Source organism: Paenibacillus sp. LK1, from assembly GCF_002750415.1.
In the GTDB taxonomy this organism is placed as follows: Bacteria; Bacillota; Bacilli; order Paenibacillales; family Paenibacillaceae; genus Paenibacillus; species Paenibacillus taichungensis.
Genome location: NZ_PEII01000027.1, coordinates 1 through 14,227 on the forward strand (window position 1 = coordinate 1; position 14,227 = coordinate 14,227).

Annotated in this window: 10 protein-coding genes; 3 read left to right on the forward strand and 7 right to left on the reverse strand. The window is 43.6% G+C overall.

The features are described from left to right. Positions 1 to 129: 129 nt before the first annotated feature. The gene (locus tag CS562_RS31740) at positions 130 to 1,263 is read right to left on the reverse strand and encodes an NADH-dependent flavin oxidoreductase (protein WP_099859335.1); all 1,134 of its coding nucleotides are present in this window, start codon (positions 1,261 to 1,263) and stop codon (positions 130 to 132) included. Between the two features lie 224 nt (positions 1,264 to 1,487). Between CS562_RS31740 and CS562_RS31745 the strand changes: the two genes are divergently transcribed. Continuing rightward, positions 1,488 to 1,976 carry a MerR family transcriptional regulator gene (locus CS562_RS31745; RefSeq protein WP_180287255.1) on the forward strand — a complete coding sequence of 163 codons (489 nt, stop codon included), beginning with the start codon at positions 1,488 to 1,490 and terminating at the stop codon, positions 1,974 to 1,976. 400 nt (positions 1,977 to 2,376) lie between these two features. Here CS562_RS31745 and CS562_RS31750 read toward each other — a convergent pair whose 3' ends face one another. Then, the gene (locus CS562_RS31750) at positions 2,377 to 2,958 is read right to left on the reverse strand and encodes an LOG family protein (RefSeq protein ID WP_099859337.1); all 582 of its coding nucleotides are present in this window, start codon (positions 2,956 to 2,958) and stop codon (positions 2,377 to 2,379) included. A gap of 111 nt (positions 2,959 to 3,069) precedes the next feature. Between CS562_RS31750 and CS562_RS31755 the strand changes: the two genes are divergently transcribed. Beyond that, positions 3,070 to 3,993, forward strand: coding sequence for a helix-turn-helix transcriptional regulator (locus CS562_RS31755; protein WP_099859338.1), 924 nt, complete (start codon positions 3,070 to 3,072; stop codon positions 3,991 to 3,993). A gap of 190 nt (positions 3,994 to 4,183) precedes the next feature. On the opposite strand, the gene CS562_RS31760 is transcribed toward CS562_RS31755, so the two are convergent. The 4 genes from CS562_RS31760 to CS562_RS31775 form a co-directional block, all read right to left on the reverse strand. Further along, entirely contained in the window at positions 4,184 to 6,115 is a 1,932-nt protein-coding gene (locus tag CS562_RS31760) for a fructose-1,6-bisphosphatase (RefSeq protein ID WP_099859339.1), read from the reverse strand. 921 nt (positions 6,116 to 7,036) lie between these two features. Further along, entirely contained in the window at positions 7,037 to 8,581 is a 1,545-nt protein-coding gene (locus CS562_RS31765) for a carboxylesterase/lipase family protein (protein ID WP_099859340.1), read from the reverse strand. Positions 8,582 to 8,698: 117 nt separating this feature from the next. Further along, complete coding sequence (locus CS562_RS31770) at positions 8,699 to 9,466, reverse strand: alpha/beta hydrolase (RefSeq protein WP_099859341.1); 768 nt, start codon at positions 9,464 to 9,466, stop codon at positions 8,699 to 8,701. 61 nt (positions 9,467 to 9,527) lie between these two features. Beyond that, on the reverse strand, positions 9,528 to 10,820 hold the full coding sequence (locus CS562_RS31775; protein ID WP_099859342.1) for an SGNH/GDSL hydrolase family protein: 1,293 nt from the start codon (positions 10,818 to 10,820) through the stop codon (positions 9,528 to 9,530). 231 nt (positions 10,821 to 11,051) lie between these two features. On the opposite strand from CS562_RS31775, the gene CS562_RS31780 reads away from it, so the two are divergent. Continuing rightward, positions 11,052 to 12,194, forward strand: coding sequence for a family 8 glycosyl hydrolase (locus CS562_RS31780; RefSeq protein ID WP_099859343.1), 1,143 nt, complete (start codon positions 11,052 to 11,054; stop codon positions 12,192 to 12,194). 128 nt (positions 12,195 to 12,322) lie between these two features. Here CS562_RS31780 and CS562_RS31785 read toward each other — a convergent pair whose 3' ends face one another. Continuing rightward, positions 12,323 to 14,026 carry an RICIN domain-containing protein gene (locus tag CS562_RS31785; RefSeq protein ID WP_257219673.1) on the reverse strand — a complete coding sequence of 568 codons (1,704 nt, stop codon included), beginning with the start codon at positions 14,024 to 14,026 and terminating at the stop codon, positions 12,323 to 12,325. Positions 14,027 to 14,227: the final 201 nt, after the last annotated feature.

Sequence of the window (14,227 nt, forward strand, 5' to 3'; positions counted from 1 at the left end):
GTTCTTCCGTACTAATTATGAAAAGTTAATTATTGGAATAATTATCCAACTTAACTGAAGAATAAAATACGTCTTACATTTAAAGAGGAGCATCTTCTAAGAGAAAACTCCTCTATTTTTGATATAATGTTATTCTTCAATATTAAACCATGGACCTGAAGCTTGGATCACACTCCATAGTTTTTCCGGAAGCTCCAGCTCATGAACTTCGGAAGCCTTTATAGCAGTTTGAATTTCGGACTCTTTTCCACCTTGAACCTTTTCAACCCAGTCTGGATCTGTAATTAAGGCGTGTCCTATCGCAGCTAAATTAAGACCTTGCTCTAATCCTTTTGCAACATCCTCCGGCGTTACCATAGAACCCGCAGCCAAAACCGGAAGTCTGCTATTAACATGGTTAACGATCAATTCCAGATATGTTGTTTCATCTTGCCTATCCACTGGCTTTGAATAAAGAGCATCAGCTAGTGAAGCATGCATATAATCCACTCCCTCTTCAATCAGTCGGTCAATTAATACATAGGTATCCTTCATTCTTAAACCGCCTTCTTGATGTTCCTCAGGAGAGATTCGGTAACCCAAAATAAATGGTTTTGTAGCATGGTTTTTGATGACGTTTTTCATTTTATTAATTACGGCTAGTGGGAAACGAAGGCGGTTCTCCATTGATCCTCCCCATAGATCCTCACGTCTGTTGAAGAAAGGAGAGAAGAAGTTTTGAAGTAAAAATCCGTGCGCACCATGAATTTCAACTCCATCAAACCCTGCTTCAATGGCTCTTCTTGTTGTTTCTCCAAACGCATGAATCACTTCCAATATCTCATCGTGCGAAAGTTCTCTCGGCAAAACGGAAGGAGCAAATCCAGTTGCTTCCGTCTCTACAGCACTGGAACTAACCACTTCTCCATTTGGTGTAAGGTTCGGCAGTGCTTTGTTACCTGCGTGGAAAATTTGTAGTACCGCAGCAGCTCCCCCGCTTTTTGCTGCATTCGCCAATTTTCGTAAACTTGGGATGAATGTATCGTCATAAGCTGCAAATTCATTTGTAAAACCTATTCCATTAGGTTGGACATGCGTACATCCTGTTATAACTAAACCTATGCCTTTCACTCTTCTTCTGTAATATTTCACTTCACCATCTGAGATCGTGTAATCGTCATTACTGGCCCAAGTAGTCATGGGTGACATTACAACCCGATTTCTAAGGGTAATTCCATTGTTAAATGTGAAGGATGCAAACAAGTTGTTATAATTTGTGTTCATTTTCTAACCTCTTTCTAATTTTTTTTAAACATTAGTCATTGTTGTTGGCTTAAGTTAAAGCGTATATTCGATTCCCAACCGAGTAAAAAAGCAATCTTCTGCTCCTTGTTGATAGCCGATTAATGATAAGCAGATTACCAGTTGATGAGCACAAACAACATTGGTAGAATGACATCATAAAGTATTCGAGTAACTCGAAGACAATAGCATGGAGGTGCGACATTTTGATTCAGACATTACATGAACCAAAATATACGGTAAAAGATGTCTCTGAAATAACTGGACTTACAAAACATACGATTCGTTATTATGATGACCAACAATTAATTCCTTTCGTTTCAAGAGACAGTAATAACAATCGCTTATTCTCAGACCATGATCTGGATTGGTTGCGAATGGTACACTCCTTTCGTATTTCAGGCTTGCCGATTTCAGAAGTTAAACATTATATTGCGATGTGTTTGCAAGGTGACGAGACGATTCCTGAAAGGGCTGAGCTTGTTACAAAGCAAGAAAAAGAACTTGAAACGAAGATCAATGAGTATAATCTTCAATTAATGCACATCAAGGAGAAGAAGGCTTACTATAAAAGTGTCTTGGCTGGTCAATTGAATGATACCTGGAACCCAGTTAACAATAACCCAGAATGCGGAGAAAAATATGATATACCTGAACATATCAAATCAGCATCAAAAGCTCATGTTTCACCTTAAAAGATAGTCTAGGGCTTCGTGTGCACACGAAGTCAATTTTTATTTAATTGTCCCTCCACACCTCTCAACTTCAGGGCGCAGATCCTCCAACGGCTTATCCAGCCACTTGTCTTCAGTGTACCGATAAAATAAAAAAGCCGCTAAAATAGCGACTTTGAATGGACAACTGCTACTACTGTACATTGACACAAAGGCTATGCTGCCCGTTAGTGAACAAAAGCAGCCGATCACATTGGTCAGCTGCTTTCTTAGTTGTATTGAGCTATCGTTACCCGCTAGCGTAATTGACTAAGTAAGGTTTAATTATCTTGAAAGTGTTTTGATCAGTCACACGTCATCGGGACACTGCTGTCTCTTCTTTAGTGAACGCTAGTTTGTTGGTTTGGTGAGCCTCATTTAATCAAGTACGTTTTTCCGTGAGATACGTTCTGACAGGAGGAGCAGTATATAATGAAAATTGATTAAGTATCCCTGCCGGAGTTTGATCTATTAAGACCATATCCCGAACGTTCGGTTGCATGAAACGTTCTCGGTCCATAACATTAAACATGGATACAATGGGATCGAAGTACTGATTAACATTCAATAAACCACAAGGCTTTTGATGCAGACCAAGCTGGCCCCAAGTAAATATTTCAAAATATTCTTCTAATGTCCCCGGCCCCCCTGGGAGTGAGATAAAGCCATCTGCTAATTCAGCCATTTTGGCTTTACGTTCATGCATAGAATCGACCATAATAAGTTCAGTCAAACCTTTATGCGCAATCTCACGAGTCTGTAAAAAATGAGGAAGCACTCCAATGACACGGCCCCCTTTTTCCAACACTGCATCAGCAACTTCTCCCATGAGCCCAGTAATAGCGCCTCCGTAAATCAGGGTGATTTCGCGACTCGCTAGTTCATGACCCAGTTCTATTGCAGCTTCTTTGTATATTGCAGATTTTCCTTCTTTGGAACCACAGAATACAGCAATTGATTTCATAGATACATTTTCTCCATTTCTTTTGTTAAATGCTTCATACTTTCTATATATTACAGGTGAAACTATGACATCTTTATGTCATAATTAGATTAAAAATTTTGGGGGATCTCCGTGAAAATTGAAAGGATTTTATCGATAGTGTTACTTTTGTTAGAACGTAAAAAAGTGAGTTCCTCTGAATTCGCGAAAATGTTTGAGGTCACTCCTCGTACTATCTTTCGAGATATCGAAACCATTACCAAAGCCGGAATTCCAATCACCTCTTCCCCTGGTGTGAATGGTGGCTTCAGTATTATGGAGCGTTACAAATTTGAGAAGAAGATCTTTACACAAGCGGAGATATTAGTTTTAATACTTGGATTAAACAGCATCCATTCAACTGTTTCTAGCGATGAAGTCCTGAATGCCATTGCTAAAGTGAAATCATTGATCTCGGAAGATGAAAATCGACTGGTAGATAAACTAATAACAATTGATCCTTCACCTTGGTTCGGAAGTACTCATGTCAAACCACCTGAATTGGGGCAAATTAGAACCGCAATTGAAGGGGACCGCTTAATTACATTTGAATATCTAGATCCTTTTGAAGGTATGACTCCTTTGGAACTCACTATTGAGCCTTGCCGACTAGTATTGAAAAATTCAGTGTGGTATATGCAAGGATTTTGTACAGAGAAAGGGGGATTCCGAATGTTTAAGGTTTCCCGCATTTCTTCTCTTGTTACTCACCATGATACATTTAGGAAAAGACAAATCGAAGACGAGGTTTTAGATATAACGGAGAAAGAAATGATACATTTAACTCTGCTTTTTGACCAATCACTTATTCCTTATATGAGCGAGTACTGTGGAGAGAACAACATTCGCTTCTATGAAGGTGTTAAGTGGATAGCAAAGTTCCCCTTCATTGCAAATGACCATGGATATACTCATTTACTTAGCTTTGGGGACAAATGCGAATGTCTCGAGCCTGAACATGTAAGAAGCGAGTTAACCAAACGAATTGAGGGTATTTACAAAATCTATTCCAATTGAAAAAAACGCATCGATTTCTTCCATCGGTACCTTTATTACATTCTTCAATATCCCCTGCCTCGTGTTAAATCGCTCTGTGAAAAAAGAAAGGCTCGCACAGGCAGGGTATTATTACTTCCTGCCCCATACGAGCGTCTACGTCAGATTGCACTCAAACGGTTGATCCGGATGTGTACTTTTAGTAATCGTTTCATTTCATGTAGCGATATTCTAGTAGATCCTTCAAATTTGAGATTTTCTGCAGCAGCTTCTCCCCGACATTGGTTTCCCTCACCAGCTTCCGCTCCAGTTCTTTGTCCACCAATCTTTTTACAGATAACACGTCCGTTCCGTTACATAACACATCTTCTTTTGAATTAAATTTCTGATGAGCGACGAGCTGCATGCCAAAGGAATTAAACAACAAGGTATATCCGGCAATGCCCGTTGTGGATTGATAGGCTTTGGAGAAACCGCCGTCAATCACGATCATTTTTCCGTTTGCTTTAACAGGGCTCTCTCCACGACTTTCTTTGACTGGCGTGTGGCCGTTAATGACATGTCCATGATCCGGATTCAAATCAAACTCCAACAAGATTTTTCGACAGATCTCTTCATTTTCACGTAAATGGTAGTAAGGATTCTTTCTCTCCTTATGTGCTTCTTTATCTTGGATAAAATAACGTTCAAAAGTGGTCATTTCTCTCTTTCCAAAGAGCGAGGAACATTCCCCTGTCCAGATGTACCATACCATATCCGTCGCCAGATCTTCAGTCTCTTCCGGATGCGCAAAGGCGTAACGCAAATAATCTTCAAAAACATCAAGCAATTGACTGCCCACATATGTCTTGCCTTCAATCTTCATTTCTTCCATATTTCCTTCTTCATCCAAAGGAATACAGCCGTGGATTAACAAATTCCCGTTGTATTTTAAATAAAGGCTACCCTTTTTCATGAGAAAATTCATATGTCTGGCCATCTTTTCGGAATGCTGAACGGAGAACAACAGCTTTTCCATCACCAGGCGTTCTTCCTCCAGCAATTGTTCAGGCTTCTGCGGATTTACGGTTGCGAAACAGGTGTTTTCCAGCAGGTACGTTTTACCGCAGATTTTGATTTCATTTTTGTCGTAATCAATCTGCTCCAGCAAAAGTCTTTCAGACATATTAAAGTATGGGCGTCTCTTGATAATCGGGATTTCAAGTTTAAACTGGATCATAGCAATGGCTTGGTGAATTTTGGTGATCTGCAGAATTTCTTGCTCCGATACGTTATGGCCAGCCTGTATCTTAGGTCTGAAGGGCGAATTGTCTTCATAGTATTTCTCCGCCAAGTTTAGCAATGGGCGTAGATTGATTCCGTATACATCTTCAATGATGTCCAGATTGTCGTATCTGGCGCAGATCCGGATAATATTCGCAAGGCAGACCAGAGAACCCGCATAAGCACCGATCCAGAGGACATCATGGTTCCCCCACTGAATGTCTACAGAATGGTAGTTGATTAGCGTATCCATTATTTTATCAGGGTCCGGCCCCCGGTCATAGATATCTCCAACCACATGAAGATGGTCAACCACCAGGTGCTGGGTCGTATAAGCAAGGCCGATAATGAGCTTGTCCGCCTGACCCAAGGATATGATTTGCCGATATATTTCCTCGTAATAAGGATCCTTATTGTTGGTCGAATCCGTCTTGTATAGAAGCTCTTCTACAATATATACATACTGCTCCGGCAGAGCTTTACGCAATTTCGAGCGCGTATACTTGGAAGAGGCATAAGAAATAAGCATAAGCATTTGTTCAATCGTTTGTCTATACCACTGGTTCAAAGCCTGTTTATTGCACAGTTCCCCTATAACCAGCTGTATTTTTTCTTCCGGATAATAAACCAACGCCGCAAAATCATTGATTTCTTGATCCGTCCAAACCTCCCGGAATAATTCTTTGATTTTCTCTTTGACGGTACCCGAACCGTTTCTTAGGACATGCTGAAAAGCCTGGAACTCCCCATGCAAATCACTGACAAAATGCTCGGTTCCCTTCGGGAGATTGGAGATCGCTTCAAGGTTGATGATCTCTGTTATGATTTTTTCTTCCGTATCATATTTCTCGGCCAATAAATCTAGAAACTGCTCATCCAAAACAGATGTCCCCCTTCAAGGAAGTATGGTGATGTATAGGTCATTAAGGCTCGAAGATATCGCTCCAAGGACAATCCTTTTGAACAATAGCTAAAAAGAAAAACATTAGTTTTTTGGTAACTCTTTACCTGTATGGTTAACAATAAAAATAAAATTATTTATATGGTGAATATCAGTACTGCCTTTCCCCATCATACTCCCGTTTCTCATATATGAACAAATTTTATTAAACGGATGTATTTTGGAGTTGCTCATTTAAGCTCACTCACTCACGTAATATCCGACTGCTTAAAACTTTCGATCCCTAACTATAATAGTGATTATGAATGATAAAACTGTTCTTTCAGTTATTTTGAAAAACGGTAAAACTTAAATTAATTAAGAGCCATTCAATGGAAGTGTCATAAAAGTTTTACTCGACCTATAAGTGTTTCACATTAACCACATCTGGTTTGCTTGAATCCCAGCTCCTATATATACCGAAAAATAAAAAAAGCCGCCAAAATAGCGACTTGTACCTTGGATAGATGGTTTCAATGACATCGTCGGTATGTGTGGTGCCGGTCTTTGCCTCGTATGTGGTTCCACTACCAGGACTAACGCATAAGGCTGAACTTATCTTCCATTTTTGTAAACTTTTTTTCGTGAGAAGGTGTTATCCGAGCTTTGATGAGCGAACACATTAATGGATACGGCGTCCCCGGACGAAGCGCCTCCTCCCTCTTCCCCGTTGCCCCGATTTGAGGATGAACATCCCGCCAGTGCCATAGACAGAAGAAGTAAACAAGCACGTACGATTGATCCTGTTTTTCTCAAATAGACCCATTAATGGCGGACAATCCAACCAATACTAATAGCTTAAAGACCCCTCATGGGGGTCTTTTTTTAATTTATTTACTCCTCACATTCATGGATCTTATGTTAAGCCTCCGTTTTCAATGCAGGCCTGTCTTTTATGAAATATTGATTCACCAGAAACTTCATCATTTCATTTGGCTGTTTTTGAGAGAATTCAGCATGATCTGCAAAAAGCATTCCATACGGTGACTCTTGGGTATAGGGTACCCATTGGGCCATTTCCTCTCCAGTTGAATCCTGTCCATTTGGATCCCCTGTACGAATGAAGTTGGCCCAATAATTGCACATCTGGCGGGCCAAATCGTAATGTTTGCCGATAAATGGCCGCCAACATTTAGCTAGAGTTTCAAAGAAAAACCAGAGATCCACCGAGTGGAAGGTACCCGGATGGTCCCATCCTGGGATCTCGGCATCAAAATTGTAATAGTACAACGGGGAATCGGAACCGAGACCAGCGTTAGCTTGCGCGGCTATGCGAATGGCATATTCAATAGAACTTACCGAGGCCTTCTTCTTGCTCTCTTCTATGTTGATCGACTGATTACAGCATAGCTCCAGAAATACATCGGCATCTTCACCGAACATGTCTATTGCCAGCTTCTTAAGATCTTCGGATGTATCGGCATCTGGAAAGCTGAAAAATTCGGAGGACGTGTGACCCATCATAATTGGCACCCTCCACCACTTGTTTTGAAGGAATAAATCAAACGGATTGCCTACACTGAATACCTGATCTACAACAGTACCCCAAAATCCCTGGTACTTCACTGCCTTGTCGCGTAGTTCGACCGCACCTATCTGCCTTGCTTCCGCAAGCGAAGATACGCCGAGATACTTAAAAAACTCCACGCCGTCCTGTTCGGCTTCAGTTAAATGACTCCGAAGCGAAGGCATGCGGGTTCCCGGGTAGAGAGCTGTAAAGATTCCACTTTGAACAATCGCCTTTTGAAAGAGCCCCTCATTCTGAGGAGAAGTAAGCTGGGTCATGACGCTGCCGCCGCCTGCGGACTGGCCACCGATCGTGATATTATCCGGGTCTCCACCGAAAGCTGATATATTGCGTTTGACCCATTTTGTGGCTGCCTGTTGATCGAGATTGCCGAAGTTGGCGGGTGCTTCTGGTGCTTCGGCTGTAATTTCGGGATGGCATAAAAAACCAAAAACATTGAGACGGTAATTGATCGTGACGACCACGATTCCTCTCCTAGCGATTCGTTCGCCATCGAATTCCATTTCAGCCGTATGGCCGACCTGAAGTCCCCCGCCAAAATACCATACATATACAGGTAGTTTCTCATCGGTGTGTTTGGCCGGGGTCCATACGTTCAGGTAAAGGCAGTCCTCGTCCATAGCGATATTCGGCTCCACAGCCCACTCCCGGGTATAGATATTGTTATCATCGATCTCCTGCTTCACCTGCATCGAAATCGGCGCGAATTCGTGCACCTTAAGCACACCTGCCCAGTCCTTGGCTGGCTGTGGTGCACGCCACCTGTTCTCGCCCACTGGTGGCGCGGCAAACGGTATCCCCTTGAAACTTGTGATTCGTGGGTCGGCTGCCGGCAGTCCCTGAACCAATCCATTTTCAACTTTTACAGTTCGAAGCATTGTTTAACATCCCCTTCTATATATGAGCTCGTGGAAAACATCCTGATATATTCATAAACTTGGTTTTGAACGTATGAGATACTCTTTTCCCTGGGTCTGGTTATCGGCTGGACTCGATTATTTGAAAAGACGTTTCGAAAACAGATACAGATCGTTTTTCCACACAGGCCAGTCATGTCCCCCGCTCTCCTCATACCAGATGTGTGGCACTGCCTGCTGCTTTAAATATTGCTGTACGCTGACACTAATTTGGATAAGATTGTCCTGATCACCGCAGGAAATCCACAACAGCGACAAAAGCGAAGAGGCTTCTGCAGGGTTAGGTACGAGTACTTCCGGAGCTTTGGTATTCGGGGCAGGGGAAAAGGCACCGACCCAAGCAAATTGTTCGAGATTAGTTAGCCCGATGTTTAAGGACTGGCCTCCCCCCATGGACAAGCCAGCTATGGCTCTGTTTTCCCGAGTGATGCCCGTTGGATAATTGGACTCTATATAAGGGATAAGGTCATGAATCAGGTCTGCTTCAAACCGTTCAAAAGCATTTATTTTCTCTGGATCAAAAAGGTCTCCTTCGGCTCGATCATTAGGCATCGCACGACCATTGGGAAAAACCACAATCATCGGTTCAAGCAGGTTGTCGTTGTATAGATTGTCGAGAATAATCTGCGGAGCACCGTGATGATGCCATTCCATCTCATCCCCACCGATTCCATGTAGCAAATAAAGCACAGGATAGGTTAGTTCGGAAGAAAATCCTGGTGGCGTATACAACATTGCTTTACGTGAATTTCCAACGGTTGTGGAGTCATATTCTATCATCTCAATTGCTCCGCGTAGTATATTTTCGCGGTATTTGTCAAATCCAGTCGGTGCTGAAGATATCATGTACAGTACTCCCTTCACTAATTGTATTAAGCTTTTTAGCTGAATTTATAGCCATCGTTCGTTAACCGACATAGCCAAATCCAAGAATTGTGAACCGTTTATCCATATGAGCTTCTGCCATTTCAATCTCGACCATGTGTTCTCTGACGTGCTTCTCATTAATCAGGAGCATGGCATGACAGCGTGTCCAGTTCACTTCATGCGGATTGGCTTGTTTGGTGAGGATGCCATTTACTTTAATATGGGCTATTCCGAACTCCTCGCTCCCGGAGTCTTTGAAGATCAAAATTAGACGTCTGCACCGCAAATGTAGCCTGAAGCTCTTGGCTTCTTCCATTTCTCCACGGGCGTACATCCAATTATTCGGGAAGAGCGGCGTAGTATAATTATGATCGTCCAGCTCGGCCATCTGCAGATCAGTATCCGTTTGACGGAAGCAACCTGTGTCAATTCGGGCGAGCAGCTCTGCGTTCTTCCGATCCAGTAACGTAACATTGACGAAATCATCTCCGATCAGAGGTGATCTACTCAGATCATGGTCTTCCTGATCCAGTTCGGAACGGTTCACTGCACCAAACAGGTGACCCAGTGAATCGGCCATAATTCGATGTCCCAAGTTGGTCGGATGATAAATATCATGAAAATATTGTTCTTTGGATACGATATTACCCTCGTCCTTTGTCTTGCGAAATTGCTCAACCAGAGCATCCTTCATGCTCACCATGGGCAAATCGTAATGCCAGCCTACCGGAGCCAAGCGGTCCTGTAGATTCCAGTCGTTCTCAAAAACACTGAATAGCAGGATGACCGCTGGCTTGTTATCCGCAGAAATCGCTTTCAAAACTAAGCTCTCGTAACAGTTTCCTCTGGTCTCATCGTCAGCGTCGTTTACCGCAAATTCGATGATGACGATATCTGGCTGAATCGTACCGTCCCGGAGTACATCCCGTTCATAACGTACAACACCAAGTTCAGAAGGTGTTCCTCCTACACCCGATTTGACAAAATGTATGGAACTGCCGTCTGAAGGGGCAAACATCGCCTTGAACCGTTCATACGAGCGATAAGCGTAACTTCGAAGATGAATCGGTTTAGCACCAGCCCCATGGGTAACAGAACCTCCGATGTAAGCCATAACGACAGGTTCACCTTGCTGAGCTTTCTCAATCGCTCGTTTTAATCTGACATTGTTTCCCTTGTTTAAAAGAGATCGGCCAATCATCTCGATATATCCTGGGGAGTTGTAATCAAACTCAGTCTCGTAAGTCGATTCAGCCACTCCCACGGGATCGCACGGTGCAGACATCCCCTGGTGTTTATCTTCTTCTGCCACATCTCCTGCATCGCCAAGCATACTACATCACCACCATTCTTTTTTATCAGAATGCTCCTTCTTTCCGAGTATACCGCTTACCTAATTTCACAGTAACCGGATAAAGTATAGGATTTTCTCAAATATATCATTTCAAGTCGGGTATTTTAATGGATGACAAAGAAGACCTAAGATTTCTGGTGTAAACGCTTTAATTTGAATGCTTCTGTCATGATATAATTTGATCGACGACTCAAATGAAGGAGGATTACGATGAATATTACGGGTCAAGGGGCTTATGATACAGGTACATATACCAATTTCTTTCACAAGTTGGGTTTTGAACAGCATGAGATAAACGCAAAGCTGGAGCAAACATGGAATGAGCTATTCTACGGAAACGAGAATACGCGAATCTATTATCCGATGGGTGAGGACAAAGGGTATTTACTCGACACCGGTAATAACGATGTTCGCTCCGAAGGCATGTCTTATGGCATGATGATGGCTGTTCAGATGGACAAAAAAGAAGAATTTGATCGGCTCTGGAATTTTTCTCATACGTTCATGCAGCATGCTGAAGGTCGATACAAGGATTATTTTGCCTGGCACTGCAAACCCGATGGAACCCGCTTATCTCAAGGTCCTGCACCTGATGGTGAGGAGTTTTTCGCTATAGCTCTGTTCTTTGCTTCTAACCGCTGGGGTGATGGGGATGCGCCTTTTAACTATAAGGAACAAGCCAGAAGAATCCTCCGCGCATGCATTCATCAAGGTGAAAATGGCGAGGGAGATCCCATGTGGGACCCGGAAACCAAGCTGATCAAATTTGTACCGGAATCACCATTCAGCGATCCATCTTACCATCTGCCCCATTTCTATGAGTTGTTTGCATTATATGCGGATGAAAGCGATCAAGCCTTTTGGAGAGAAGCAGCGGCAGCAAGTCGTGCATATCTGCAAACAGCATGTCATCCCGTAACCGGGCTTTCGCCTGAGTATGCGAACTATGACGGGTCGCCTGCCCCTGTTCAGCCGCATGGTGATTTTAGACACTTTTACAGCGATGCTTACCGGGTTGCGGCAAATATTGCTCTGGACTGGGAATGGTTCCGCAAAGATCCCTGGCAGGTGGAACAATTGAATCGAATTCAATCCTTCTTCAGCAGCATTGATGTTGCCGAATATCGTAGATATACCATTGAGGGTGAACCGTTCGATGAACCTTCCTTGCATCCTATCGGTCTGCTCGCTACCAACGCCATGGCCTCACTGGCTGCAGATGGTCTACATGTGGAACATTTCGTCCGCCTGTTCTGGAAAACCCCATTGCGTCAGGGTGAGCGCCGCTATTATGACAATTGTCTGTATTTTTTCAGTTTGCTGGCTTTAAGCGGCAGATATCGGATGTATTGATCATAGAGCAATGATTCATCGTAAAAACGAGTTCATATGCATCAAAGCGCATCGCGCAGACTGAAATTTCAACGAAGAGAGGACCTTTCCAGGCATAACAGCCGGTAAGGTCCTCTTGTGTATTGGCGTTAATTGCTAACAGCAATAAATTTCCATTGTTGATTCGTTGCACCCGTGTAGGTGTTCTGCTGCAACTTGGCACCATCGGACGTGGAAGCGTTTTCCACTTCAATCGCTTTGTTGCTGTTCACGTTAATGATACTCCAATATCCATTGCCCAGATCGTTGACTTTGAAATGTTGAGCGGTCGTGTTCAGATTGCTCATGAGCTGCACCGCTTCACCGTTCGTGAGGGTACCGTTGCGAATATCAATCACTTTGTCCGGTGAGTTCACGCTGGTTAGTGTATAGCTGCCGCCGCCGATGGAGGTCAGAACCCACTTCTGAGGATTGCCGCCCAGATCGCTCCATTGCTGAAGCTGAAGATTGTTTTGATTTTGCCCCCCAGGAACGTCAATGACCATATTGGAATGTCTGGCCACAATTTTGTAGGTTGCACCTGACACAAGCCCGGTTGTGGGTCCGCCACCATTTCCACTACCTGGATAGGATTGAGCACGTTCATGGTACCAGTTGAACAGGAATCGTCCCATGGCACTTCGGGATGCATCTCCATCCCATTTCAGTCCGGCTGTTGGATCGGCAAAAGAACTGCGTTGACCCGGCTCAAGAATGAAGCCGTTCATGTGAGCTGCGATGCTAACGTTACCTGCCGCGTTGAAGATGGTTTTGGTATTGGTGCCGAAACCTTCGTTGCTGCCATTAAACAAGTTCCAATAGGCCGAATCCCCAGGTTTGTTCTTAAACCAGGTTACTTCCGTGATATTGATCGGATACTTGTCTGCGGCTGCCTTGACATTGGTATTCCATTGATCTTGCAAAATGGAGAAGTTATCATATGCGCCGTAGCCAGGATACCAGTGCACCGCATATCCATAATTGTTCAGCGGGTCCGTTAATGGATGGCTTGCTGTCAGACTGTAAAACTGGTTGTACCCCAGACCTGCAGCCCAGATTACGTTATCGGCACCCTGGTTACGAATCGTGGAGATGATGGAGTTCTGGAAATTACGCAGGTCATTCCAGTGATCCACAAAATCGTTTTCCCCGTTGTATCCGCCCCAATGTCCATTCGCATACGATTTCACTGGCTCGTTAATCAGCTCGAAGTGAACGTTGTCTGCACTTTTAATCTCCGGACGAGACGCAAGATATCCCCAGATTTGATTGAATTTCTGCAGGTTGGAAGCGGTGGTTGCCTGGTCATCCTTCAACGTAAAGTCGAGTCCCAGTACCACATACACACCCTTGGTTTTGGCATATTGAATGTACGGGATAATGACGTTCTGCGTAACGGTCTGCACACCGGCAAAATTGTATGTACCCGCCGCCACATCACCCATGTCCTGACGATCTATGAACAGACGTACCTGATTCATGTTCCAGCCATGATTGCTGCCGTATTTCGGGCTTGTGTCCGCAAACGTATCCGTAATGTCTTTCAGGTAGGCCAGTGTAGCCGCATGACGATTGTTGCCGTGCAGATTAAGATAATAATTGCTGTCCTGATACGTCCAATAAGCACCTGAAGGTTGATGCCATCCGTTCAAAAGCACAGGCTGATTGTTGCTATTCACCAGGTTCTTGCCACTTACGTGAAGCTTGCCCATAGGCATGCCAACCCACGCCTCAGCGCGGCTCCCTCCCCATGGAGCAATCGTAATCAGTAAAGCCAAAACGAGTAAAAGTTTACAAGACAAAGACATCCACATCTTTTTCACTTTATATCCTCCTGTCATGATCGATTGCTTTTCCTCAATGCAATATCCGATGAATTGCAGCAAAGTCTAAGTAGACTAAGCATCGGTTGGCGCACGCTTCCGCAACCCGTTCCATACGTTCAGTCGCAAGACTTCTCCCCCCTTTAGATCGTATCGATCTGTCTCGGATCTTTCTTCACTGTTAAAGCTAAC

Excerpts from the sequence above, each read along its gene's own strand:
- CS562_RS31740 (WP_099859335.1), bottom strand. The coding sequence starts at position 1,263 with ATGAACACAAATTATAACAACTTGTTTGCATCCTTCACATTTAACAAT.
- CS562_RS31750 (WP_099859337.1), bottom strand. The coding sequence starts at position 2,958 with ATGAAATCAATTGCTGTATTCTGTGGTTCCAAAGAAGGAAAATCTGCA.
- CS562_RS31765 (WP_099859340.1), bottom strand. The coding sequence starts at position 8,581 with ATGCTTCGAACTGTAAAAGTTGAAAATGGATTGGTTCAGGGACTGCCG.
- CS562_RS31770 (WP_099859341.1), bottom strand. The coding sequence starts at position 9,466 with ATGATATCTTCAGCACCGACTGGATTTGACAAATACCGCGAAAATATA.
- CS562_RS31775 (WP_099859342.1), bottom strand. The coding sequence starts at position 10,820 with ATGCTTGGCGATGCAGGAGATGTGGCAGAAGAAGATAAACACCAGGGG.
- CS562_RS31780 (WP_099859343.1), top strand. The coding sequence starts at position 11,052 with ATGAATATTACGGGTCAAGGGGCTTATGATACAGGTACATATACCAAT.
- CS562_RS31785 (WP_257219673.1), bottom strand. The coding sequence starts at position 14,026 with ATGTGGATGTCTTTGTCTTGTAAACTTTTACTCGTTTTGGCTTTACTG.